Annotated in this window: 24 protein-coding genes; 16 read left to right on the top strand and 8 right to left on the bottom strand. The window is 60.2% G+C overall.

Going from position 1 to position 24,496, the window contains the following annotated elements:
- Positions 1-125: 125 nt before the first annotated feature.
- The gene (locus ACTJLA_RS19395) at positions 126-938 is read right to left on the bottom strand and encodes a class I SAM-dependent methyltransferase (protein ID WP_440841922.1); all 813 of its coding nucleotides are present in this window, start codon (positions 936-938) and stop codon (positions 126-128) included.
- 154 nt (positions 939-1,092) lie between these two features.
- Between ACTJLA_RS19395 and ACTJLA_RS19400 the strand changes: the two genes are divergently transcribed.
- From ACTJLA_RS19400 to ACTJLA_RS19410, 3 genes are all read left to right on the top strand, one after another.
- Positions 1,093-2,331 carry an MFS transporter gene (locus ACTJLA_RS19400; protein ID WP_034127348.1) on the top strand — a complete coding sequence of 413 codons (1,239 nt, stop codon included), beginning with the start codon at positions 1,093-1,095 and terminating at the stop codon, positions 2,329-2,331.
- Between the two features lie 142 nt (positions 2,332-2,473).
- A complete protein-coding gene (locus ACTJLA_RS19405; protein WP_003191057.1) occupies positions 2,474-4,060 on the top strand; it encodes an ABC-F family ATPase in 1,587 nt (528 codons plus the stop codon).
- A 280-nt stretch (positions 4,061-4,340) separates the two neighbouring features.
- A complete protein-coding gene (locus ACTJLA_RS19410) occupies positions 4,341-5,513 on the top strand; it encodes an MFS transporter (protein ID WP_440841924.1) in 1,173 nt (390 codons plus the stop codon).
- Here ACTJLA_RS19410 and ACTJLA_RS19415 read toward each other — a convergent pair.
- Both ACTJLA_RS19415 and ACTJLA_RS19420 read right to left on the bottom strand, forming a co-directional pair.
- Positions 5,507-6,544 (bottom strand): alpha/beta hydrolase family protein, encoded by a 1,038-nt coding sequence (locus ACTJLA_RS19415; RefSeq protein ID WP_034127346.1) that lies wholly within the window; start codon positions 6,542-6,544, stop codon positions 5,507-5,509. The genes ACTJLA_RS19410 and ACTJLA_RS19415 overlap by 7 nt on opposite strands.
- A 191-nt stretch (positions 6,545-6,735) precedes the next feature.
- The gene (locus ACTJLA_RS19420) at positions 6,736-7,347 is read right to left on the bottom strand and encodes an FMN-dependent NADH-azoreductase (protein ID WP_034127345.1); all 612 of its coding nucleotides are present in this window, start codon (positions 7,345-7,347) and stop codon (positions 6,736-6,738) included.
- Between the two features lie 125 nt (positions 7,348-7,472).
- Between ACTJLA_RS19420 and ACTJLA_RS19425 the strand changes: the two genes are divergently transcribed.
- Together ACTJLA_RS19425 and ACTJLA_RS19430 are read left to right on the top strand one after the other, a co-directional pair.
- Positions 7,473-8,381, top strand: a complete 909-nt coding sequence (locus ACTJLA_RS19425) for a LysR substrate-binding domain-containing protein (RefSeq protein WP_014718355.1) — start codon at positions 7,473-7,475, stop codon at positions 8,379-8,381.
- Positions 8,378-8,734 (top strand): MmcQ/YjbR family DNA-binding protein, encoded by a 357-nt coding sequence (locus ACTJLA_RS19430; protein WP_034127343.1) that lies wholly within the window; start codon positions 8,378-8,380, stop codon positions 8,732-8,734. Before ACTJLA_RS19425 ends, ACTJLA_RS19430 begins: the two co-directional genes overlap by 4 nt.
- On the opposite strand, the gene ACTJLA_RS19435 is transcribed toward ACTJLA_RS19430, so the two are convergent.
- Positions 8,723-9,106, bottom strand: a complete 384-nt coding sequence (locus ACTJLA_RS19435) for a DUF1294 domain-containing protein (protein ID WP_034127342.1) — start codon at positions 9,104-9,106, stop codon at positions 8,723-8,725. The genes ACTJLA_RS19430 and ACTJLA_RS19435 overlap by 12 nt on opposite strands.
- Complete coding sequence (locus ACTJLA_RS19440; RefSeq protein WP_044273643.1) at positions 9,103-9,933, bottom strand: undecaprenyl-diphosphate phosphatase; 831 nt, start codon at positions 9,931-9,933, stop codon at positions 9,103-9,105. The genes ACTJLA_RS19435 and ACTJLA_RS19440 overlap by 4 nt, the downstream gene beginning before the upstream one ends.
- 226 nt (positions 9,934-10,159) lie before the next feature.
- On the opposite strand from ACTJLA_RS19440, the gene ACTJLA_RS19445 reads away from it, so the two are divergent.
- From ACTJLA_RS19445 to ACTJLA_RS19455, 3 genes are all read left to right on the top strand, one after another.
- Positions 10,160-11,794 (top strand): methyl-accepting chemotaxis protein, encoded by a 1,635-nt coding sequence (locus ACTJLA_RS19445; RefSeq protein WP_034127340.1) that lies wholly within the window; start codon positions 10,160-10,162, stop codon positions 11,792-11,794.
- Between the two features lie 200 nt (positions 11,795-11,994).
- Positions 11,995-12,558, top strand: coding sequence for a nicotinamide riboside transporter PnuC (pnuC, locus tag ACTJLA_RS19450; protein ID WP_181125271.1), 564 nt, complete (start codon positions 11,995-11,997; stop codon positions 12,556-12,558).
- The gene (locus ACTJLA_RS19455) at positions 12,555-13,085 is read left to right on the top strand and encodes an AAA family ATPase (protein WP_440841925.1); all 531 of its coding nucleotides are present in this window, start codon (positions 12,555-12,557) and stop codon (positions 13,083-13,085) included. Before pnuC ends, ACTJLA_RS19455 begins: the two co-directional genes overlap by 4 nt.
- Before the next feature lie 111 nt (positions 13,086-13,196).
- Here ACTJLA_RS19455 and ggt read toward each other — a convergent pair whose 3' ends face one another.
- Positions 13,197-14,921, bottom strand: a complete 1,725-nt coding sequence (gene ggt / locus ACTJLA_RS19460) for a gamma-glutamyltransferase (protein WP_440841927.1) — start codon at positions 14,919-14,921, stop codon at positions 13,197-13,199.
- Between the two features lie 201 nt (positions 14,922-15,122).
- Here ggt and ACTJLA_RS19465 point away from each other — a divergent pair, with 201 nt between their 5' ends.
- Complete coding sequence (locus tag ACTJLA_RS19465; protein ID WP_181125273.1) at positions 15,123-16,268, top strand: MalY/PatB family protein; 1,146 nt, start codon at positions 15,123-15,125, stop codon at positions 16,266-16,268.
- Positions 16,269-16,324: 56 nt separating this feature from the next.
- Here ACTJLA_RS19465 and ACTJLA_RS19470 read toward each other — a convergent pair whose 3' ends face one another.
- On the bottom strand, positions 16,325-16,540 hold the full coding sequence (locus ACTJLA_RS19470) for a TOBE domain-containing protein (protein ID WP_003173733.1): 216 nt from the start codon (positions 16,538-16,540) through the stop codon (positions 16,325-16,327).
- A 377-nt stretch (positions 16,541-16,917) separates the two neighbouring features.
- Between ACTJLA_RS19470 and ACTJLA_RS19475 the strand changes: the two genes are divergently transcribed.
- From ACTJLA_RS19475 to ACTJLA_RS19485, 3 genes are all read left to right on the top strand, one after another.
- Entirely contained in the window at positions 16,918-18,168 is a 1,251-nt protein-coding gene (locus ACTJLA_RS19475; protein WP_032892020.1) for a ribonucleotide-diphosphate reductase subunit beta, read from the top strand.
- Positions 18,169-18,234: 66 nt separating this feature from the next.
- Entirely contained in the window at positions 18,235-18,411 is a 177-nt protein-coding gene (locus ACTJLA_RS19480; protein ID WP_371264134.1) for an HNH endonuclease, read from the top strand.
- 52 nt (positions 18,412-18,463) lie between these two features.
- The gene (locus ACTJLA_RS19485; RefSeq protein WP_054896738.1) at positions 18,464-19,111 is read left to right on the top strand and encodes an HAD-IB family hydrolase; all 648 of its coding nucleotides are present in this window, start codon (positions 18,464-18,466) and stop codon (positions 19,109-19,111) included.
- Positions 19,112-19,203: 92 nt separating this feature from the next.
- On the opposite strand, the gene ACTJLA_RS19490 is transcribed toward ACTJLA_RS19485, so the two are convergent.
- A complete protein-coding gene (locus ACTJLA_RS19490; protein ID WP_054896737.1) occupies positions 19,204-20,163 on the bottom strand; it encodes a LysR family transcriptional regulator in 960 nt (319 codons plus the stop codon).
- A 193-nt stretch (positions 20,164-20,356) separates the two neighbouring features.
- Here ACTJLA_RS19490 and argH point away from each other — a divergent pair, with 193 nt between their 5' ends.
- The 4 genes from argH to ACTJLA_RS19510 all read left to right on the top strand — a co-directional run bounded on the left by argH (position 20,357) and on the right by ACTJLA_RS19510 (position 24,460).
- Positions 20,357-21,784, top strand: a complete 1,428-nt coding sequence (argH, locus tag ACTJLA_RS19495; protein WP_314544876.1) for an argininosuccinate lyase — start codon at positions 20,357-20,359, stop codon at positions 21,782-21,784.
- Between the two features lie 161 nt (positions 21,785-21,945).
- Complete coding sequence (locus ACTJLA_RS19500) at positions 21,946-22,824, top strand: amino acid ABC transporter permease (RefSeq protein ID WP_019819278.1); 879 nt, start codon at positions 21,946-21,948, stop codon at positions 22,822-22,824.
- Positions 22,825-22,848: 24 nt separating this feature from the next.
- Positions 22,849-23,613, top strand: coding sequence for an amino acid ABC transporter ATP-binding protein (locus ACTJLA_RS19505; RefSeq protein ID WP_003193648.1), 765 nt, complete (start codon positions 22,849-22,851; stop codon positions 23,611-23,613).
- A gap of 25 nt (positions 23,614-23,638) precedes the next feature.
- Positions 23,639-24,460 (top strand): ABC transporter substrate-binding protein, encoded by an 822-nt coding sequence (locus ACTJLA_RS19510; RefSeq protein WP_054896735.1) that lies wholly within the window; start codon positions 23,639-23,641, stop codon positions 24,458-24,460.
- The last annotated feature ends 36 nt before the right edge of the window (positions 24,461-24,496 follow it).

The following is a 24,496-nucleotide window of genomic DNA, read 5'->3' on the forward strand; positions in this document are numbered from 1 at the left end:
GATTTGATCACGGCATTTTCACAAGGCCTTCACTTTTCGACCTATAGGGTGAAGCCTACCTACTCCAGTGAATCCCTTGGCCCGCCTTCTCCTCGCGGGCCTTTTTTTGCGTGTGCAAACCTTGATCAGCCATCACGCCTGATCGCTGTCAGGGTAAAGCACAGGGGCAGTTGCGCGGCCTGATGCTCATATTGATCGTAGAGTTCTTCCCGGTTGGAATGCGGGTATTCCTGCAAATGAGCGATCTGCATCTGCGCTGCGATAGCCCCGCTGACCACACTGCCCAGGGTATGTACATACCAATAGGAGGTCGGCCCGGGCCGCTCATCCTTCCCTTCATAGATAATTGCCTCCTGCAGCACAAAGGGTTCACGCTGGAAGTAAGAACTGGCAGGCAGCATAGGGTTGGCCCCACGGGGGTCAAACATCTCAAGAAAGGGATGGGTTTCGTACATGACCAACGTACCGCCGGGCTTCAGCACACTGGCAACCTGGCGCATGAACAACGCCACATCCGGCATCCAGCCCAGCACGCCGATGGTCACCAGGGCAATATCGAACCGTGCCTGCAAACGCTCGGGCAAATGGTGGTTATCGGTCTCAATGAACTCAGGGCTGTGTGGCGAGGCCTCGGCCAACTCGCGCGCCTGTTCAAGAAACGCCCGGGATTGATCAACCCCCACCACCGAACGGGCGCCCAAGCCATACAACGAAAGGCTTTCGCGCCCGTTGTTGCAGCACAATTGCACCACGTCCTTGCCCACCACGCCTACCTCTTGCAGCAAGGTGGTGATGGTCGGGTCCAGGCAGGAAAAATCAGGCTCGGCTACCGAGTCCAGCAGTGCCGCCCAGGTCGCGGTGTCTTTATGCAACCCGGCGGATTCGTCCCAGGCATTTCTATTGCTGGCGATCGCCTCTTGCGCTGAGGGCATGTCCATTGCTTCTCCAGAAATTCATTCCAGTGGGCTTCGGAAAGTAAATTAAATGCGCGCAGGAGGAAACCCTGGCCCACCGCGAAACTTATCGCCCAGCCCACCGGTCATTATCCCAACGCGCGCTCAGCCCCTGAACGCCGCTCTTGAAGGTCGCACCGTGGCCCGTCATTCAGACCTGCGCATCGCTTTATCCCTGGACAGCCTGAACTTCTTTCTTGCCGATGTGCGCGACGGTCTCGGACCGTACCTGGCGATCTATCTGTTGGCCGTCCATCAATGGGAGCCGGCCAGCATTGGCGTGGTCATGACCCTCGCAGGCATCGCTGCCTTGCTGACCCAGGGCCCCGCGGGTGCGCTGATCGACCGCACTCGCAGCAAACGCGCGGTGGTTGCCATTGCCGCGCTATTGGTGACGGGCAGTTGCCTGATGCTGCCCTTCGTCAGTTCATTTGGCTGGGTGGCGCTGACCCAAGCTGCCAGCGCCGTAGCTGCCTCTGTCTTTGCTCCGGCAATTTCCGCCATTTCGCTGGGGATCACCGGGCCGCGTGCCTTCACCCGGCGTACCGGGCGCAACGAGACTTTCAACCATGCCGGCAATGCCGTGGCCGCGCTGCTGGCCGGCGGGCTGGCCTACCTGTTCGGGCCGGTGGTGGTGTTCTACCTGATGGCGTTTATGGCCGTCGCCAGTGTCATTGCGGTCAGTTGCGTGCCGGCCGAGGCGATTGACCATGAGGTCGCCCGTGGTTTTGATCCGGCCCATCACACCGACCACGAACAGCCCTCGGGCCTGAAAGCATTGCTGGCCAACCAACCGCTGCTACTGTTTGCCATCTGCTGCGCACTGTTTCACCTGGCCAATGCCGCGATGCTGCCGCTGGTCAGCCAGAAACTGGCGCAGATCAATCTGCAGATGGCCACTCCGCTGACGTCAGCCTGCATTGTCGCCGCACAGTTGGTGATGGTGCCGATGGCCTGGCTAGTCGGGCTCAAGGCCGATATCTGGGGGCGCAAGCCGCTGTTGCTTGCAGGTTTCCTGATACTGCCGTTGCGTGGCGTGCTCTATACCTTATCCAGCGACCCCTACTGGCTGGTGGCCGTGCAGATGCTCGACGGTATCGGCGCCGGCATTTTCGGCGCCCTGTTCCCGGTGATCGTCAAAGACCTGACCCAAGGCACCGGCCGCTTCAACGTCAGCCTGGGCGCCCTCTCCACCGTATTCGGCCTGGGCGCGGCACTCAGCAACAGCCTGGCCGGCTTCGTGGTGCAGCAGGCTGGCTACAACGCGGCCTTCCTGACGTTGGCAGCGGTTGCAGCCGCTGCCTTGATGCTGTTGTGGCTGGCTATGCCTGAGACATTGGCAAAACCATCCTTCGCTCGCCATACAACTGTCGCCTGACATATGCGACAATGCGCGCCAAATTCCAACACACATCCCCAATTTTGTGTTCAGCGACCGGGTTTCGCGCCTTGATGTCGCTGTTGACGCATGCCTGAAGGCACCTGCCGTCACGCTCGCAACCCATTGATAGGTAAAGTAATTGATCTCCACAGCTAACATCACCATGCAGTTCGGCGCCAAGCCGCTCTTCGAGAACGTCTCGGTCAAGTTCGGCGCCGGCAACCGCTATGGTCTGATCGGTGCCAACGGTTGCGGCAAGTCGACCTTCATGAAAATCCTCGGTGGCGACCTCGACCCGTCCGGCGGCCAGGTCATGCTGGAGCCGAATGTGCGCTTGGGTAAACTGCGCCAGGACCAGTTCGCCTACGAAGAATTCACCGTGCTCGACACCGTGATCATGGGCCACGAGGAGCTGTGGAAGGTCAAGGCCGAACGCGACCGCATCTACTCGCTGCCGGAAATGAGCGAAGAAGACGGCATGGCCGTGGCCGAGCTGGAAACCGAGTTCGCCGAGATGGACGGCTACACCGCCGAATCCCGCGCCGGCGAGCTGCTGCTGGGCCTGGGTATTCCCCTGGAACAGCATTTCGGCCCGATGAGCGAAGTGTCCCCAGGCTGGAAGCTGCGCGTATTGCTGGCCCAGGCGCTGTTCTCCGACCCGGAAGTGCTGTTGCTCGACGAACCGACCAACCACTTGGACATCAACACCATCCGCTGGCTGGAAAACATTCTGACCCAGCGCTCCAGCCTGATGATCATCATCTCTCACGACCGTCACTTCCTGAACAGCGTGTGCACCCACATGGCTGACCTGGACTACGGCGAGCTGCGCCTGTTCCCGGGCAACTACGACGAGTACATGACCGTGGCGACCCAGTCCCGCGAGCAATTGCTGTCGGACAACGCCAAGAAGAAAGCGCAGATCTCCGAACTGCAATCCTTCGTCAGCCGCTTCTCGGCCAACGCCTCGAAAGCCAAGCAGGCGACCTCCCGTGCCAAGGCGATCGACAAGATCCAGCTGGCCGAAGTCAAGCCATCGAGCCGTGTGAGCCCGTTCATCCGTTTCGAGCAGAACAAAAAGTTGCACCGCCAGGCGGTCATGGTCGAAAAGATGGCCAAGGGTTTTGACGGCAAGCCACTGTTCAAGGATTTCAGCTTCCAAGTTGAAGCCGGCGAGCGCGTGGCGATCATCGGCCCCAACGGTATCGGCAAGACCACCCTGCTGCGCACCCTGGTCAACGAACTGACCCCGGACGCCGGTAGCATCAAGTGGACCGACGCCGCCGAGCTGGGCTACTACGCCCAGGACCACGCCCACGACTTCGAAGACGACGTGAGCCTGTTCGACTGGATGGGCCAATGGACCCAAGGCGAGCAAATGATTCGTGGCACCCTGGGCCGCATGTTGTTCTCCAACGACGAAATCCAGAAGTCGGTCAAAGTGATCTCCGGTGGTGAACAAGGTCGCATGCTGTTCGGCAAGCTGATCCTGCAAAAGCCCAACGTGCTGATCATGGACGAACCGACCAACCACTTGGACATGGAATCCATCGAGGCGCTGAACCTGGCGCTGGAGAACTACCCGGGCACGCTGATCTTCGTCAGCCACGACCGCGAGTTCGTATCGTCCCTGGCCACCCGCATCATCGAGTTGAGCCCAAGCGGCGTGATCGACTTCAGCGGCACCTATGACGACTACCTGCGTAGCCAGGGTGTGGTGTTTTAAGAGCACCACTTGGCTGAAAGCTGCAAGAAAAAGCCCTGTCCCTGTGACGGGGCTTTTTGCATCCGCATTGTGCCGGGCGCTGACTCTGTGGGGGATACATGACCCGTGTGGGAGCTGGCTTGCCTGCGATAGCAGTGGTTCAGCTAAAGATTCAGTGACTGACACACCGCCTTCGCGGGCAAGCCCACTCCCACAGGGATCTACTGCAGGCGCCCCTCGTTCCTACAGGGATGCAGGTTATGCCATGATGCATTCACCGCCCGCCAGCGATTGAATATTCATGCCTGCCGCCCCCTCCTCCCTGTCGATCACCCTCAAGATCGTCTCCATCGTCTTCTACACCTTCATTGCCTTTATCTGCATCGGCCTGCCGATTGCGGTGATTCCAGGCTATGTGCACGAGCAACTGGGTTTCAGCGCCGTGGTGGCCGGGGTGACCATCGGTTCGCAGTACCTGGCCACGCTGCTCAGCCGTCCGATGGCCGGGCGGATGTCGGATAACGTCGGTACCAAACGCGCGATCGTGCTGGGCCTGGCCGGCATTCTGATCAGCGGTGTACTGACCTTTATCGCCACGCTGCTGGAAAGTCTGCCGAGCTTGAGCCTGGGTATTCTGATCGCCGGTCGCCTGTTACTCGGCGTGGCCCAGGGCCTGATTGGCGTGGGGACCATCAGTTGGTGCATGGGCGCGGTGGGCGCTGAGCACACCGCACGCTCGATTTCCTGGAATGGCATCGCCTCCTACGGCGCGATTGCGATTGGTGCGCCACTTGGCGTGGTGATGGTGGCTGATTACGGCTACACCAGCCTCGGTCTTGCCCTGGCGGTGTTGGCGGCGTTGGGCCTGGTGCTGATCCGCAATAAACCGTCGGTGCCGGTGGTACGTGGCGAGCGGCTGCCGTTCTGGGCGGTGTTCGGGCGTATCGCACCGTTCGGCGCCAGCCTGTGCCTGGCTTCGATTGGCTACGGCACGTTGACGACCTTTATCACCCTGTATTACCTGAATCGTGGCTGGGCCGGTGCGGCGTATTGCCTGACGGTATTTGGTGTGTGCTTTATTCTCTCGCGCCTGGTGTTTATCTCAGCCATCAGCCGGTTTGGCGGGTTCACCGCCGCCATCGCCTGCATGATCATCGAAACCCTGGGCCTGACGCTGCTGTGGCTGGCACCGTCTACCAGCGTGGCCTTGATCGGCGCAGGGTTGACCGGTTTTGGTTTGTCACTGGTTTACCCGGCGCTCGGCGTGGAAGCTATCAAGCAAGTGCCGGACAGCAGCCGCGGCGCGGGGCTGAGTGCGTATGCGGTATTTTTCGACCTGGCCCTGGCGATCGCCGGGCCGTTGATGGGTGCCGTGGCGTTGAATCTTGGCTACGGCTGGATATTCTTCTGCGCCGCGTTGCTGTCGGTCAGCGCGCTCGCCCTGACCGTACTGCTCAGGCGCCGCGCCTACTGATCAGCCGTCTGCAGGCCGGCACGCGTTGCCTCACCGAGGGTGCGACTGAAAAAGCGCCCGGCCTCGGAGACCATATCGCGGTGAATCCCTTCACGGTCGACACCATCGGCATCGGTGCAGATGCCTGGCATTGTCGCCAGCTGATCACTGTCGCACGGGGCCATGAATACAAAGTGCCCTGCCCCGGCCAACAGCTTGAAGTCCGGCGGCTCTGGCAGTTTGCGCGCCAGGGCGGCGGCGTTTTTGTCCACTGCCACCAACTGGTCGCCATCGCCACTGTAGAGCAGCACTGGCACATGCACGTCCGCCAGGGTATGGCGGCCAAACATCAAGCTCAGCGGCGCCATCAGCATCAACGCATGGATGCGCGGGTCAGCCTGGGGTTGCAAGTCGTCGCGATCAACCACCAACTCGCCCTTGGTGGTGCACGCGTCGCGGTCTTCGGGGCGTTCCTGGCAGTAGCGACGCAGGCGCTCGAAATCAGGCTTGGCGCCTGCCAGAATCAATGCCGTCTCGCCACCGGCGGAATAACCGATGACACCAATCTGATCGACATCGACAAAGGGCGACAGCATCGGATCGGCCAGGGTCGCGGTGATCGCCTGGGATATCTGGATCGGCCGGCCATACAGATTACTCACGGTGCCCAGGCGGCTGTGGTCCTTATAGTTGTCGCCGGGATGCAGGACCGCCACCACTACGAATCCCTTACGCACCAGTGACGTAGCCAGGTCGTGCAGGGCCAGGGGCGTGCCGGTGTTGCCGTGGGACAGCATCAGCATCGGAAAACGGCCGATAGCAACCTTGGCATCTTCACTGGCCGCGACCTGATAGGCGCCCAGCGGCGTGGTGCGTTCGGTATCGGTGGAAGGGTAAAACGCGATGGCCTTCATCGGCTGCGAATCCAGCGGGTCGAGCACACTCATGCGATGAAACCCCACACTCCAATGGGGGTGCGGTGCCGGTGCGGCGTGCACTGAAACCAGGCCGCCCAACAGCGAAAGTACCAAAACAGCACAAAGACGCATCATGGGGACGTCCACCTTTGCTGCACAAGAACCGGCCTGTCGAATAAGAAGTCCAGGGTATCGCAGGGATGTGTGCATAACCTGGGCCACAACGAAAAAACTCCGTACTCCGCTCGCGTTCAGGCGATCAGAATACAGAGTTTAGGCGCTCGGTTTCAGAATGAAACCGAGGACAGGGCAAATTTACATAAGCCTTACGCAGCGGCGAACAGTTGCTCGTTGATGCGCACGTTGGCGTCGCTCATGGCTTTGCTGCGCACTTCATCACCGTAGGCCAGGCCTTCAGCGCGAACAATCTCAATGTCGGTGATGCCCAGGAAGCCGAATAGCAGCTTCAAGTAGCCTTCGTGGGCAGCGCCCGAGGCTTGGTCGGCATGCAGGCCGCCGGCGGTGGAGACAATAATGACTTTCTTGTTGCCGCACAGGCCTTCAGGGCCGGCTTCGGAGTAACGGAAGGTCTGGCCGGCCACTGCGATGCGGTCAATCCAGGCTTTCAATTGGGTGGGAATGGTGAAGTTGTACATCGGCGCACCGACTACCACGGCATCGGCGGCGAGAAACTCAGCCAGCGACGACGCACTCAGTTCAGCCTCGTGCTTTTGCGCCGCATCGCGCAGTTCGGCAGCAGTGCCCAATGCACCCAAGGTAGCGCCGGAGAAATGGTTGATGCCTTCGCTGGCGAGGTCGCGGTAGGTCACTTCCACACCCGGCTGCGCGGCTTGCCATGCCTTGACCACACCGGCGCTGAGCTGACGGGAGGCCGAGTTGTCGCCGAGGATGCTGGAATCAATGTGCAACAGTTTCATGATGGATCTCCGAGGTGGGATCGACAGTGGCGATCAGATGGTGGTGATGCTACGCATGAAACCAATGGTCGATAAGCCAGCTGAAATGCGATAGTTTGTCCCACTGACAGGACAATAGGCCCACCATGCAAGACCTCAACGACCTCTACTATTTCGCCAAAGTCGTCGAAGCCGGCGGTTTTGCTGCGGCTGGCCGGCTACTCGGCATTCCCAAATCCAGGCTTTCACGGCGCATTGCCGAACTGGAAGACCGCCTGGGTGCACGCTTGCTGCAACGCACCACCCGGCAACTGACGCTCACCGCCGTCGGCGAACGCTACCTGCGCCACTGCCAGGCCATGCTGCTTGAAGCGGAAATGGCCGACGAGGCCGTGGCCAGTATGTCCAGCGAACCACGGGGGCGCTTGCGGGTCAGTTGCCCGGTGGGCCTGGCCCAGCAGATTCTGCCGGAGCTGGTAGCCGGTTTTCTGGCCGCGCACCCGTTGGTGCAGTTGGACATGACCCTGGTGAATCGCCGCGTCGACCTGGTGGCCGAAGGCATTGATGTAGCGCTGCGCGTACGCGAACTGGGCGACGAAGACCCGTTGCTGGTCACCAAACGCCTGCGCCAGGCGCATACCGTGCTGGTGGCCAGCCCCGTTTTCATGCGTGAGCGGCGGGTCGAAACCCTGGAAGACCTCAAGCAGTTGCCAATCCTTGGCGCACTCGAGGCGGACCGAATGGTGCACCAACGCATCATCGACCCCCAGGGCAACATGCACGAGCTAGTGATGGAGGCGCGCCTGGGCATCGAAGACTTTATCGTGCGCAAGGCCAGCGCAATGATGGGCGTGGGCTTTACGGTGCTGCCAATGATGTACTGCGAAGAAGAACTGGCCAGCGGCCGGCTGGTGCAATTGCTACCGCAGTGGTCATTGCCAGGCGGCTGGCTGCAGGCGGTCTACCCGCACCGGCGCGGCGTGCTGCCGGCCATCCGGGCCTGGATCGACTACCTGGAAGAAGGCTTCAAAGGCTGTGGAGATCGGCTGTTATGAGCATGACGGAAGAACAAGTCGCACGTTTTTGCCTGAGCCTGCCAGGCGCACGGGAAGACTATAAATGGGGTGGCGTGCGGGTGTTCTCGATTGCTGGCAACAAGATGTTCGCCTTGCAGAACCTGCGCGGTGAGTCGCTGGCCTTCAAGGTCGACAAAGAACTGTTCCTGGGTCACGTCGACCGCCCGGGCATTCACCCGGCGCCTTACCTGGCGAGGGCGCAGTGGGTCATCATGAACACGCCCTACCCTTTGGGCGCAGAGGAACTGCGTGGCCTGTTGCAGCGCTCCCACCAGTTGGTGGTGAGCAAGCTGCCCAAGCGCACACAGATTGGCTTGCGGCTAGAGGATTGACAGCAAGGTGCCGCCGAGGAACAGCTGGTCCAGCCAGAACACCTGGTGCAACAGCACAATCACCCAGAACAACACCTGGTAAGACACCTTGCGCGTCTTGTGCCGGAACACCTGTTGGGCGATCAACGCCCCCGGCCAACCGCCCGCCAACTCCACCGCATGCAGGATGTTTTCCGGGGTGCGCCAGCCTTCGGTCTGCGCCTTGCGCTTATCGCTCCAGTACAAGAAGAACGCCACCACGCTGACCACGCCATAGGCCATCAACGGAATTACCGTTTCGCCGCGGTACCACAGCAACGCAGAGCCCAGCAGCGGCGCGGCACACAGCAGTACAAAGATCAGCGCCTTCAGGCGTGGGTGCTGGATAGTCATGGCTTGACCGCAGTCCAGTCGATCCAGCCGAACTGCCAGGTCGCCAGGATCACCAGGCCGAACGCAATGCGGTACCAGGCAAACGCCGCGTAGCTGTGGCTGGCGATGAACTTGAGCAGGGCCTTGACCGCAATCATGGCGAAGATGAACGAGGTGACAAAGCCAATGGCGAACACCGGCAGGTCCGCGGGCTGGAACAGGTCACGGTATTTATAGCCCGAGTACACCGCCGCACCGACCATGGTCGGCATCGCCAGGAAGAACGAGAACTCGGTAGCTGTCTTGCGCGACAGGCCGAACAACAGGCCGCCGATGATCGTTGCACCGGAGCGCGAAGTGCCCGGGATCATCGCCAGACACTGGGCCAGGCCGACCTTGAGGGCGTCTTTCCAGGTGATGTCGTCGACGGTTTCAGCCCGCACTGCATGTTGGCGGCGCTCGGCCCACAACATGATCACGCCACCCACTACCAGGGCAGTCGCTACAGTGATCGGGTTAAACAGGTAGTGCTTGATCAGGTCGGCAAAAATCACCCCCAATACCACCGCCGGCAACACGGCGATGATCAGGTTGACGGTAAAGCGCCGGGCCTTGGGCTGGGTCGGCAGGCCAATGACCACGTCAAAGATCTTGCGTCGAAACTCCCAGACTACCGCCAGGATCGCGCCCAGCTGGATGATGATATTGAAGGCTTCGAAACGCTCGCCGCCAAAATTGATCAGGTCGGCGACGATGATCTGGTGGCCAGTGCTGGAGATCGGCAAGAACTCCGTAAGCCCCTCGACGATGCCGAGAATCAATGCCTGTATGGCGGTCCAAAAATCCATGCTGTCTCCAAAGGTCATGCGCGTGGCATGCCTCATAGTCTTTTTTAAGTTCACTGACGACGAGCGCACACAAGCGCCCGCGGTTGATTCTCAACGCCGGTCTGCAAAAATTCCGTGAAAAATCAGGCAGTACTCAGGTTTTTCGATTCCGGGCCGAAAGCCTATCAGACACGCCGGAAATCTCGAAGCAGCACCACAATTATAAAGAGCAGGGAGTGACAGGACGATGAACAGTTTGCGCAGCATGTCGATCAGCCGCCGCCTTTGGCTGATCCTGATAGTCGCCGTGTTGATGCTGCTGGCCTTGGGGCTGTTGATGCTCAACCAGATCCACGGCGACCTCTACCAGGCCAAGCGCCAGCAGACCCAGCACGTGGTACAGACCGCCAGTGGCGTACTCAGCTATTACCAGAACCTGGAGAAAACCGGCGTACTGACCCGCGACGCCGCGCAACAACAGGCCTTGAGCGCGGTGCGCGGCCTGCGTTACGACCACGATGATTACTTCTGGATCAACGACCTCACCCCCGTGATGATCATGCACGCGGCCAACCCCAAGCTCGACGGTCAGAACCTCTCGGCAATTCGCGACCCGGACGGTTTCGCCGTGTTCAACGAATTCGTGAGCCTGGCCAAGGCCAAGGGCGCCGGCATCGTCAACTACCGCTGGCCGAAACCCGGCGCCGAAGCGCCGGTAGAGAAAACCTCGTACATCCAACTGTTCGAACCCTGGGGCTGGATTATCGGCTCCGGCGTCTACGTCGACGATGTACAGGCTGAATTCAGGGGCCAGGTGTGGAAAGCCTCGGCCATTGGCCTGGGCATTGCGTTGATGATGGCCGTGCTGGTGGTGTTGATCGCTCGCAGCATCGTGCAGCCGTTGCAGGCGGCGGTGAATGCCATGGGCAATATCGCCAGCGGCGAAAGCGACCTGACCCACAGCCTCGACACCCACGGTCGTGACGAACTGACCGCACTGGCCCAGCACTTCAATAGCTTCACCGCCAAGCTGCGCCAGGTTGTCGGCCAGTTGCAGGTGTGCGCGAACGCCCTGGGCCAGTCGTCCACCGAGCTGGGCCACAACGCCAGCCAGGCCCATGACCGCAGCCAGCAGCAATCGCAGCAGATGGAACTGGTGGCCACCGCCATCAATGAAGTCACCTACGGCGTGCAGGACGTAGCGAAGAATGCCGAACACGCCGCCAGCGAAATGCGCGATGCCCAGGCCCAGGCACAACAGGGCCAGGTCAACATCGACGGCAGCTTGCAGCAGATCGACCAGCTCTCCACCACCATCAGCCAGGCTGTGGAGGTGATCCGCACACTCTCCAGCGAAAGCACGCAGATCGGCGGGGTACTGGAGGTGATCCGCTCCATCGCCGACCAGACCAACCTGCTCGCCCTCAACGCCGCCATCGAAGCCGCCCGCGCCGGGGAGCAAGGCCGTGGGTTTGCGGTGGTTGCCGATGAGGTGCGACTGCTGGCCCAGCGCACGCAGAAATCCACCGCCGAGATCCAGGTAATGATCGAGCGCCTGCAAGGTCACTCGGAAGCGGCGGTCAAGGTCATCAGCGACAGCCACAGCGCCTCGCAACTGACCATCGAGCAAGCCGGCCAGGCCGGTGCAAGCCTCACCGCCATCGGCCAGGCACTGCACAACCTCAACGGCCTGAACGCCTCGATTGCCAGCGCCACCCTGCAGCAGGCCCATGTGGTGGAAGACATCAACCAGAACGTCACCCAAGCGGCCGGGCTGTCCCATAGCACGGCGCTGGCGGCGGAGCAATCGAGCGTGGCGAGTGCGCAGTTGCGTGGCTTGAGTGAGCAGCTTGATGGGTTGCTGCGCCAATTCCGAATCTAGCGCTGATTAGCCTTTTGTAGGAGCGAGCTTGCTCGCGAAAAACCCATAGGCACCGCGGTTATTCAGACAATACGCGGTAACCTTGACGATCTTCGCGAGCAAGCTCGCTCCTGCAGAGGGCAATGACGCATTGCTATGTTTGATGATCGGTTAGCTCTGGGTACAATCACCGCCCTCTCCCACTCTCCCAAGGATCCGCCATGTCCGGGCTTGAACTGTTCGCCGCCGCCCTGGGGGTGATCGCTGTCTGGCTGACGGTCAAACAAAACCCCTGGTGCTGGCCCATCGGCCTGGTGATGGTGTTGCTCTACACCTGGGTGTTTTTCGAGGTCAAGCTCTACTCGGACATGCTGCTGCAAGTGGTCTACGCGGCGCTGCAAGTTTACGGTTGGTGGCAGTGGACCCGCGCTGGCGAGGTCAAGCAAGGCCGCCAGGTCACCAGCCTGAAAGCGCCGGCAATCATGGCCAGCCTGGCTTTGGGCGCCGTCGGCAGTCTGCTGCTGGGCGCCGCCATGGCCCACTGGACTGACGCCGCCCAGCCCTGGCTCGACGCCGCCCTCACCGGCTTCAGCCTGGTCGCGCAGATGTGGATGGCGCAAAAACGCCTGCAGTGCTGGCCGTTGTGGATTGTGGTGGATGTGATCTTCGTCGGCCTGTTCCTCTACAAAGGCCTCTATCTCACGGCTGCACTCTATGCATTGTTTACCGTGATTGCCGTGCAAGGCTGGCGCGAGTGGCGCGCCGACCCGGCGTTGCGCACATGAAAGTGGTGGTATTGGCGGGCCCCGAATCCAGCGGCAAGAGCTGGCTGGCGGCGCAGTTGCACACGCGCTTCGGTGGGTTGATGGTGGGGGAATATGTGCGGTACTTCATCGATCAGCATCAGCGCGACACCACCCTGGCGGATATCCCGGCCATTGCCCAGGGCCAGTTGGCCTGGGAGGACGCCGCCCGCGCCAAACGCCCCGCCTTGCTGATCCTCGACACCCACCTGCTGACCAACAAGCTCTGGAGCCAGACCCTGTTCGGCGACTATCCCGGCTGGCTTGATGACGAACTTCTGGCGCGGCATTACGACCTGCACCTGCTGCTCTCACCCGAGGATGTGGAATGGAGTGCCGACGGCCAGCGCTGCCAGCCGGAACTGGCGGATCGCCGGGCGTTTTTTCAGGCCAGCCTGGAGTGGATGCAGGAGCATCAGCAGCCGGTGGTAGTGATTCGCGGAGATTGGGAGCAGCGCCGCCAGGCGGCATTTACCGCCGTCAAGCAGTTGCTCGCCTTCCCCCTGTAGGAGCGAGCTTGCTCGCGAAAAACCGGAGTGCGCCGCTGTGAATCAGGCACCCCGCGTTATCGTTAACGATCTTCGCGAGCAAGCTCGCTCCTACACCAACGGTGTGAAGCTTTAGTAGCCCAACGACAACCCCGTATTGCGTCGCGGGTCATTGGCCCCATAGAAACGGTTGTTACCCACCGGCTTGCCATCCAGAGAAGGCGCACCGACCAGGATCGCCGCCAAATGGTTGGCATCTTGCGGACCGGCAAACTTATGGCCCCAGCTTTCGAGAAGCTTCTGGGTATCCGGGCTCACGGCAAACGTCTCAAGGTTGGTGGTCTCAGGCATCCACTGCTGGTGGAAGCGCGGCGCGTCCACGGCTTCCTGGATATTCATCTTGTAGTCGATGACATTCAGGATGGTCAGCAAGGTCGCAGTGATGATGCGACTGCCCCCCGGTGTACCGACCACCATCACCGCCTTGCCGTCCTTGGTGACAATGGTCGGGCTCATCGACGACAGCGGCGCCTTGCCCGGTGCGATGGCGTTGGCTTCGCCCTGCACCAGCCCGTACATGTTCGGCACGCCGACCTTGACGGTGAAGTCGTCCATTTCATCGTTGAGAATCACCCCGGTCTTGCTCGCCATCACCCCGGCACCAAACCAGTCGTTGAGGGTATAGGTCACCGAGACCGCGTTGCCCCATTTGTCGACGATAGAATAGTGGGTGGTGTTATTGCCTTCATGGGGCGATACACCCGGTTTGATTGCCTGGGAATCACCGGCCTTTTGCGGTTCGATCGCCGCACGTAGCTTGGCCGCGTAGTTCTTGTCCAGCAGATGTTCGATGGGGTTCTTCACGAAGTCCGGGTCACCGAGATAGCTGTTGCGGTCCACGTAGGCGTGGCGCATCGCTTCGATCTGGTAGTGCAGGCCCTGGGCCGAGTGATAGCCCAGGTCGGCCATCGGGTAGCCTTCGAGGATGTTCATGATCTGGCAGATCACCACGCCGCCGGAGCTGGGTGGCGGCGCCGAGACCACGTGGTAGCCACGGTAGTCGCACTCGATGGGGGCCAGTTCGCGAGTTTTGTAGGCGTCGAGGTCGGCCTGGGTGATGATGCCTTTGCCGGCCTGGCTGGAATCCACTACCGCCTTGGCGACCCAGCCTTTATAGAAACCGTCGGTGCCCTTGGCCGAGATTTCCTTCAGGGTTTTGGCCAGGTCCTTCTGCACCAGCTTCTGGCCTACCTGCATCGGCTCGCCGTTATGCAGGAAGATGCCACGCATATCCTGGTCTTTTTCGAACTCACCGGTGGCGGTGTGCAACAGGTCGATATCGCCCTGCTCCAGCGCAAAGCCGTTTTCCGCCAGCTTGATCGCCGGGGCAATCACTTGGGCGCGCTTGAGGGTGCCGTATTTGCTCAGGGCCAGCTCCATGCCGGACACCGTGCCCGGTACGCCGACCGCCAAATGGCCTTTGGCGCTGAGGCCCTCGACCACATTGCCGGCCTTGTCGAGGTACATATCGGCCGTCGCCGCCAACGGGGCTTTTTCGCGGAAGTCGAGGAAGGTCTTGCGCCCGTCCGCCAGTTGCACCGTCATGAAACCGCCACCGCCCAGGTTGCCCGCCGCCGGGTACACCACCGCCAGTGCGTAACCCACTGCCACCGCCGCATCGACCGCGTTGCCGCCGGCCTTGAGCACATCGACCCCCACATGGGTTGCCAGGTGCTGGGCCGTGACCACCATGCCATTTTCACCCGCAACCGGGGCTTGGGAAGCTGCATGCACCCCGTTGATCGTTAATACCAGCGCGGTAGCAATCAAGGTGTGACTCAAGGGTTGGTATTTCATCCATGGCTACTCTGATTATTGAGATGCACCAAAATAGCCCCTCGCTGATTCAATCCCCAGCGCAATGGCGTTTTTATTACAGAACTTGTCGGTCATGGAACGCACACCGCTGTGCAAGGCGGCAATCAGCTCTGGCCTATAAAATTAATGGCGCTAGAATCGGCGCCATTCTTTCGCCGCAGCCCTGATACGAGCCTGTCCATGAGCTTTGATTTCGACACGATCCACCCACGCTTCGATACCGGCAGTACCAAGTGGAGCCGTTACCCGCAAGATGTTCTGCCGATGTGGATCGCCGACATGGACATCGCCGCGCCGCCCGCCATTTTGCGCGCCCTGCACGCGCGCCTGGACCAGCAGATTCTCGGCTACAGCGTGGCCGGCCCGGACGTGCGCGACGCCATCGTCGCTGACCTGTGGGCCAAGTACGCCTGGCGCGTACAGCCCGAAGAACTGCTGTTTCTGCCTGGCGTCGAGCCTGGCTTCAATATGGCCCTGCACGCCTTCGTCCAGCCTGGCCAGGCGGTGGTGCTGCAAACCCCCAACTATCGGCCGATTCGCCTGGCGCCGGGCAACTGGAATCTGCCACGCATCGAAATGCCGTTCGAGTTGATCAACGGCGAATACGTCACGCCTATGCCTGCGATGCGCCAGGCATTGAGCGGTGCCGGTGCGTTGCTGCTGAGTAATCCGCACAACCCCATCGGCAAGGTATTTCCCCGGGAGGAACTGACGGCGGTAGCCAATGCCTGCCTGGAAGCTGGCGCGCTGATCATCAGCGACGAGATCCACGCCGAGCTGTGCTTCGACGGCCGTCGCCACATCCCCACCGCCAGCCTCAGCCCCGAGATTGCCCAGCGCACCATCACCCTGATGTCGGCGAGCAAGGCCTATAACGTGGCCGGCTTGAAGACCTGCTTTGCGGTGGTCCAGAACGCCGAAGTGCGCGAGCGTTTCAATAACGCGCGCTGCGGCATGGTCGACAGCGTCAGCCCCCTGGGCCTGGAAGCCACCCGTGCCGCCTACAGCCAATGCGGCGACTGGCTCGCTGCGCTGTTGCAGTACCTGCAGGCCAACCGTGACTACCTGCTCGATGCAGTAAAGACTCGCTTGCCTGGTGTGGTGATGCATGCACCACAGGGCACCTTCCTGGCGTGGCTCGATTGCAGCGCTCTTGGCCTGGATGACCCGCAGCAGTTTTTCCTGGAGCAGGCCAAGGTCGGCCTGAGTTCAGGGATCGAATTTGGCGATGACAGCCAGCAGTTCGTGCGCCTGAACTTCGGTTGCCCACGGGCGATGCTGGAGGAAGGTATACAGCGCATGGAACGTGCCTTGCGCCAGCGCTAACCTGCCCGACGAGGCATTCGTGGGAGGGGCAGGCAATCCCCTCCCACATTATTCATTCACAACTTGGCGATGGACACTTCAGTCGATTTCACGAAGGCAATCACTTCACTGCCCACCTTCAATTCCAGATCACGCACCGAACGTGTGGTAATCACCGACGTCACAATGCCAGACGCGGTTTGTACGTCGATTTCCGACACCACTTCCCCCAATAGAATCTCCTTGATCACGCCTTTGAACTGGTTGCGCACGTTGATCGCTTTGATGGTCATGTCGGCTTTCCTTTTGGCTGTTGGGTCAATCCGCACGAATGCGCAGGCCCTCAAATTGCGCCTCGATAGAAAAGATTAAAAGGAATAAATAACTATTTATCTATTCCATAAAGACATATTGAGTAAATATTCTTCGCCTCCCATCTGCCCGGCGCCCAACGTTCGGCAGCGACTTATAACCGCACATCTTGTGCGTTGACCAACCTTGTTACACACCATATAGTGTGCCCACAAACAAAACAGACCACTACATAGTGTGCAGAATCGGTATTTACCGACCACACTCAGCGCAGTATTTCAATGCCTGGTAGCCTGCAAATCGCACATTTTTTGGACGGGTTGAACACCGTCAGAACGGATCAGAAGGGAGTATTTCAATGCTGAGTTGGGATGAAGTCGATAACGAAGACACCGGTGCAGCGGTGATCAAAGGCGCCAACGCCGGCCACGCCACCGAAGCCAACATGGACCGCCTCGACGGTGCCGGCGCCGCTGCCGCCGTGGAAGCCCGCGCCGTCACCGCCAACGACTCCGCCGCCATCGTGCGCGCCAAGGCCGCCCTGGACAAACTCGACGTCGCCGAAGGCCTCGCCGAGCTCGAAGGCGCCTCCGCCCGCGTCGCCGTTGACGAAAAGCGCATGATCAACTGCCGCGCCGACCTCAACCAACTCGTGCCATTCAAGTACGACTGGGCCTGGCAGAAGTACCTCGACGGCTGCGCCAACCACTGGATGCCGCAAGAGGTCAACATGACCGCCGACATCGCCCTGTGGAAAAACCCCGAAGGCCTGACCGACGACGAACGCCGTATCGTCATGCGCAACCTGGGCTTCTTCTCCACCGCCGACTCCCTGGTAGCCAACAACCTGGTGCTGGCCGTGTACCGCCTGATCACCAACCCGGAGTGCCGCCAGTACATCCTGCGCCAGGCCTTCGAAGAAGCGATCCACACACACGCCTACCAGTACTGCATCGAATCGCTGGCCATGGATGAAGGCGAGATCTTCAACATGTACCACGAGATTCCATCGGTCGCCAAAAAGGCCGCCTGGGGCCTGAAGTACACCCGCTCGATCTCCGATCCGAAGTTCGAAACCGGCACCGTCGACACCGACAAAGAGCTGCTGCGCAACCTGGTCGCCTACTACTGCGTGCTGGAAGGCATCTTCTTCTACTGCGGCTTCACCCAGATCCTGTCCATGGGCCGCCGCAACAAAATGACCGGCGTGGCCGAGCAGTTCCAGTACATCCTGCGCGATGAGTCGATGCACCTGAACTTCGGTATCGACGTGATCAACCAGATCAAAATCGAAAACCCACACCTGTGGGACGCCGAGATGAAGGAAGAAGCGACCCAGATGATCCTGCAAGGGACGCAGCTGGAGATCGAATATGCTCGGGATACCATGCCTCGCGGGGTGTTGGGTATGAATGCGGCGATGATGGAAGACTATCTGAAGTTCATCGCTAACCGTCGCCTGTCGCAGATCGGCTTGAAGGAAGAGTACCCAGGCACGACTAACCCGTTCCCGTGGATGAGCGAGATCATGGACTTGAAGAAAGAGAAGAACTTCTTCGAGACCCGTGTGATCGAGTATCAGACCGGCGGCGCGTTGAGCTGGGATTGATCCGGACTAAGCACTAAAGGAAGCCCTGGCATGTTCAGGGCTTTTTTTCGTCGGTAAAAAAGGAATTTGCTATTTCTTGAAGTACATCACCTCAAACACCTGGCCCGGAAGGGTTCGGATCGCCCCCCCAATGCTGTAGCCTTGTGCCCCAATTGCCATCAGCGTTGTCACCGGTTTTACCGAAGAGATTTACGCCAAGATCGGAAGATTGGCACGGGAGTAGACTCCTGCTGTCACAGCTGATGCATGCTTAAAAACTATTAGATAGGACCGAGGCCAACCCGTGAACCCAGACATGCTCGAAGCCGGCCCCGCAGACGCCAAAGTACTTTCCGTCTTTGACTTCGACGGCACCCTCACCCACCACGACAGTTTCGTGCCCTTCCTCAAGTTTGCCTTTGGCCCCGGTGAGTTTTATGGCCGGATGGTCAAGCTGGCGGTGCCGGGGTTGCGGTTTTTGGTGCGGCAGATCAGCCGGGATGAGTTGAAGGCGCAGTTGATTCGCACCTTTATGACCGGGGTGGAGAAGGCTTGGGTTGAGCAGCAAGCGCAGAAATATTGCCAGGCGCGCTGGAGCAAGCTGATGCGCCCGAGCGGGTTGCAGTCAGTGGCGGATGAGGTGAAGTCCGGGGCGGTGGTGACGCTGTGTTCGGCGTCGCCGGCGTTGGTGTTGCAGCCGTTTGCCGACCGGCTTGGCATTCGTTTGATCGGCACTGAACTTGAGGTGGTGGATGGGGTGCTGACCGGCAAACTCACCGGGAATAATTGCCGTTGTGAGAACAAGGTGCTGCGCCTTGAAGCGGTTTATGGCGACCTGGGGGAGTATCGGCTCAGGGCCTGGGGCGATACGCGTGGGGATCGGGAGTTGTTGGCGGCGGCGCAGGATGCGCATTTTCGGCATTTTCATGCGAAGAAGAAAAAGCGAGCTCGGTTGCAGCGGTGATGCGGGGGGATGAGGTTGGCGGGGAGACCGAGGCGATCCCATCGCAGCCTCGCTGGGGCTCGACAGCTCCCACATTTGAGCTTTGTTGAGGCTTAGGCCGAAGTCTTCAGGTCTACACCCAGCGCTGTGGCAAAGGCTTTTACCATCGGGCTTCTCGGCGCGTTGTGGCGCAGGATCAGGTTGAACGCGGTGCTTAAATGAACCTGCTGTGGGCACAGTGCGCGCAGGCGCCCTTCCCTCACCAGTGGCGTGGCGTAGTGTTCTGGCAGAAAGCCCAGGAAGCGGCCGGTGAGGATCAGGATGGCGACGGCTTCCACTTGTGAAGCCGAGGCGGACTGGCTGTCGTGGCCGACGAAGTTGGCCTTGTCGCGATGGATCGCATACCGATGGTTCACCACTTCGTATTGGCGAAGCGCATCGGGGGTGATGTCGCTCGCAGTGAACAAGGGATGCCCTACGGCGCAGTAGGCGTGGGCCTTTTCTTCGTAGAGCGGGAAGTAGTCGAATTCTTCACGGCGTTGGTACACCGGGACGATGCCGGCGACCAGGCGCCCTTCCACTACTCCGCGTTCAACTTCGTCCAATTGAGAGGCGTGTAGGCGCAATCTTATTTTTGGCGATTGGCGATGTAAGTTGCCCAGAGCGGTAATCAGCGGGGAATTGACATCAGAGACGGTGTTATCAATAACGCCCACACTCAGGTCGCCGATCAGTTCGTTTTGCGCCGAACTAAGCTTGTCGCGAAAACTGTCCACTGAGGTAAATAACTCGATGGATGCTTGATACACCAACTTGCCTTCTTCGGTCAGCCCGAACCCTTCGCGGCCCCGTGTGCACAGGCGCATGCCGATGCGAATCTCCAGGTCGGAGATCTGTTTGCTGATGGCCGCCAGGCCCACGTTCAGCTCGTTTTGCGCAGCACTGAAGCCGCCGGCTTCGACCACGGCCATAAATACCCGCAGCAATTTGAAGTCCAGCCCACTCAGTTGCAGCGGTGCTCGTGTGCCGGGTTTTGGCGGCAGGTTTCCAGAAGTGGAAAGTGGGGTTTCCATAATGCGCGTTGACCTCGAGTGCCATATTCAACAGGCTTGAACCCAATCCTTGAACATAGCCAGGCGGCGATAATGAACATAAACATCCGCCCTTGGCAACCTTGAATACGGCGCGTCAGATGCCGGTTCTACACCGATAAACGTCTGTTGAAACTGCCTCCGACTCTTCTAAAAACAAGCGTGAGGAATACCCATGTCCCAGCCCACCGACCGCCTTTGGGGCGCTCGTTTCAAGACCGGTCCGTCTGCGGCGTTGGCCGCGTTGTCGCGTTGCCCTGAGCGCTATTTTCGCCTGACGCCCTACGACCTGGCCGGCTCCTGCGCCCATGCCCGTGAGTTGCAGCGCGCTGGGTTGCTGGATGAGTCGGAGACTTTGCGTACCCTCGAGGCCCTGGACCGCATCGGTGAGGATTTTGCCGCCGGGCGCCTGCATCCCACCCTGGATGACGAGGACGTACACACCTTTATCGAACGCGTATTGACCGAGCGCCTGGGCGCCCTGGGCGGCAAGTTGCGTGCCGGACGCTCGCGCAATGACCAGACGGCCAATGATCTGCGCCTGTTCCTGCGCGACCATGCGCGCACCATCGCCAACGAGGTGCTGGGTTTGCAGCAGGCGCTGGTTGAGCAGGCCGAGCAACATGTGCAGAACATCTGCCCGGGCTTCACCCATTTGCAGCAGGCGCAACCCATTGTGTTTGCCCATCACTTGCTGGCCCACGCGCAGTCGATGCTGCGCGATGTGCAGCGCCTGGTGGATTGGGATGCGCGTACGGCCCTGTCGCCGTTGGGCGCGGCCGCCATGGCAGGTTCGGCGATAGCGCGTCAGCCAGAGCACTCGGCCAGGGAAATGGGTTACACCGGGCCATGCGAAAACTCCATAGACGCCGTCGCCAGCCGTGACCATGTGGCGGAGTTCCTGTTTGTGGCCGGCATGCTCGGGGTGAATATTTCGCGGCTGTCGGAGGAGTTTTGCCTGTGGTCGTCGCGCCAGTTTCGCTGGGTAGTGCTGGACGATGCCTACGCCACCGGCAGTTCGATCATGCCGCAGAAAAAGAACCCGGACATTGCCGAATTGGCGCGGGGCAAGGCCGGGCGTTTGATCGGCAACCTGACCGGGCTGATGTCGACGCTCAAGTCGTTGCCGCTGTCGTACAACCGCGATTTGAGTGAAGACAAGCACTGCGTGTTGGATAGCGTGGACACCTTGCTGCTGGTATTGCCGGCGATGGCCGGCATGGTGGCGACCATGAAGGTGCAGGTAGAGGAGTTGCGGCGCCAGGCGCCAATGGGCTTTACCTTGGCGACTGAGGTGGCGGACTGGCTGGCCACCCGTGGTGTGCCGTTCAAGGAGGCCCACGAGATTACCGGCGCGCTGGTGCAGGCCTGTGAGCAGCATGAGATTGAGTTGTGGCAAGCCTCACCGGCGATGTTGGCCGAGGTGGATGGGCGACTCACCCCGGACGTGCGCGACTGCCTGACCCTGGAGGCGGCGATTGCGGCGCGTAGTGGGTGGGGTGGGACGGCGCCGGAGCGGGTGAAGGAGCAGATTGGACGGTTGAAGATGGCGTTGGCGGCTCAGCAAAAGTGGACTGAAAGTTATCAAGGATTTCGGATTTAAGCCGGTGACGATCGTTCCCACGCACTGCGTGGGAATGCATCCCGTGACGCTCCGCGTCGTCACGTTACGCGCCAACGGCGGGACGCGGAGCGTCCGAGGCGGCGTTCCCACGCGGAGCGTGGGAACGATCACGCATCAAGAATAAATTTTGGAGTAGCAGCATGAACCAAACCCCGGCCGAGCGCTTGGAAGCCGAGCGCAAGTTGTCCGAAAACCAGTTCGATATCACCCAGTACGAGCACGTGCCGCGGCGCTATTACGGGCGGATGTTTTTTGCCACCCTGATCGTGATTGTGTTGGCGGCGCTGTTGCGCGCGTTTGCCAATGGCCAGATCGAATGGTCCTACATTGGCCAGTTCCTTACGTCGCAAGCCATCCTCTGGGGCCTGGTGAACACCATCGTCATGTCGATCCTGGCGATGGCATTGGGCGTAGTGATCGGAGTGATCACGGCGATCATGCGCATGTCGGCCAACCCGATCCTGCGTTACGTGGCCATCACCTACACCTGGTTGTTTCGCGGTACACCGCTGATTTTGCAGCTGCTGCTGTGGTTCAACCTGGCGTTGATCTTCCCGGTGATCGCGATTCCGGGCCTGTTCAGCATCGACACCGTCGACCTGATGACGCCCTTCGTGGCCGCCCTGCTCGGCTTGAGCATCAACCAGGGCGCCTATACCGCTGAAGTGGTGCGTGCCGGCTTGCTGTCGGTGGACACCGGCCAATACGAGGCGGCCAAGTCCATCGGCATGCCGAGCCTGCAGGCGCTGCGCAGGATCATTCTGCCGCAGGCGATGCGCGTGATCATCCCGCCCGTAGGCAACGAGTTCATCAGCATGGTGAAAATGACCAGCCTGGCCAGTGTCATCCAGTACTCGGAGCTGTTGCACAACGCGCAAAACATCTACTACGCCAACGCCCGGGTGATGGAGCTGCTGATTGTGGCGGGCATCTGGTACCTGGCGGTGGTGACTGTTCTTTCATTCGGTCAAAGCCGCCTCGAGCGTCGTTTTGCCCGCGGCGCCGGCAAGCGTTCGTAAGCCTGGGTTGAGGAGATTTGCCCCATGAGAAGCATCGTCAAGGCTGTCAACCTGAACAAGTATTACGACCAGTATCACGCCCTGCGTGACATCAATATAGAGGTCGAGCAAGGCGAGGTGATGTGCATCATCGGCCCGTCCGGCTCGGGCAAAAGTACCCTGCTGCGTTGCGTCAATCAGCTGGAAAAGATCGACAAGGGCGGCCTGTGGGTCGATGGCGAATTGGTTGGTTATCGAGTGGTCGGAAACAAGCTGCACGAGATGAACGAAGCGCAGATCGCCCGCCAGCGCCTGGCCACCGGCATGGTGTTCCAGCGGTTCAATTTGTTCCCGCACATGACTGTGTTGCAAAACATCATCGAAGGCCCGTGCCAGGTGCTCAAGCGCTCGCCCAAGGAAGCCATCGAAGATGCGCTGGAACTGCTGGCCCGCGTTGGCCTGGCGGATAAGCGCAATGCCTACCCGGTGGAGTTGTCCGGCGGCCAGCAACAGCGTGTGGCAATTGCCCGGGCCTTGGCGATGCGCCCCAAGTTGATGCTGTTTGACGAACCCACCTCAGCCCTCGACCCGGAGCTGGTAGGCGAAGTGCTGTCGGTGATGCGCGATTTGGCCACCACCGGCATGACCATGATCGTGGTCACCCATGAATTGGGCTTCGCTCGCGAAGTGTCCAACCGCATGGTGTTTATGGACGCCGGCCAGATTGTGGAAGCCGGCAGCCCGGAAGACATTCTAATAAGCCCACAAAACCCGCGTACCCAAAGCTTTATTTCTGCCGTTCGCACTTAACTAAAAAACTAACGAGAACGCCCCCATGAAGAAGATGTTTATCCCTACTTTGCTTGCAGGCCTGATGGCCTCCTCGTGTGTATTCGCGGCCTTGCCGCAAGCCATCAAGGACAAGGGTGAGATCAGCGCGGCCATCGTGCCGAACTACCCGCCGATGGACTTCAAGGACCCGGCCACCAACAAACTCACCGGTTTCGATTTCGACCTGGGCAACGCCCTGGCCGAGCGACTGGGCGTGAAGATCAAATGGCAGGAAACCGGCTTCGAACAGATGCTCAGCGGCCTGACCACCAAGCGCGTGGACATCGTGCTGTCGGGCATGACCGATACCGCCGAGCGCCAGAAAGCCGTGACCTTCATCGACTACTTCACCAGCGGCCCGCAGCTCTACACTTTGGCCAAGCGCGAAGAGATCAAGGAATTGACCGACCTGTGCGGTAAAAAAGTCGGCACCAGCCGCCGCACCACCTGGCCGTCTGAAATTACCGCCTGGAGCAAGGCAAACTGCGAAGCGGCGGGTAAGCCGGCAATCGTGGTGATCGGCACCGAAGGCTCGGCAGATGCCCGGGCGCAGTTGCAGCAGAACCGCCTGGATGCGGCGATGCAGGGCAGCGAGACCATTCCTTATTTGATGTCGCTGGACAAAGGCAAGTACAAGCCGGTGGGCCTGGCGATTTCCAAGCAATTCACCGGGCTTGGGATTGAGAAGAGCAATACCGAGTTGGTCACGGCGATCAGTGAGGCATTGCAGGGCATGATTGATGACGGGACTTACGGCAAGATCTTGAAAAAGTGGGATCTGGAACAAGGTGCGGTAAAAAAAATCACCATCAACTCTGGCCAATAACGCCATCGAATGTGGGAGCTGGCTTGCCTGCGATAA

It is taken from the genome of Pseudomonas sp. 22072 (genome assembly GCF_052046095.1).
Taxonomy (GTDB): domain Bacteria; phylum Pseudomonadota; class Gammaproteobacteria; order Pseudomonadales; family Pseudomonadaceae; genus Aquipseudomonas; species Aquipseudomonas paracarnis.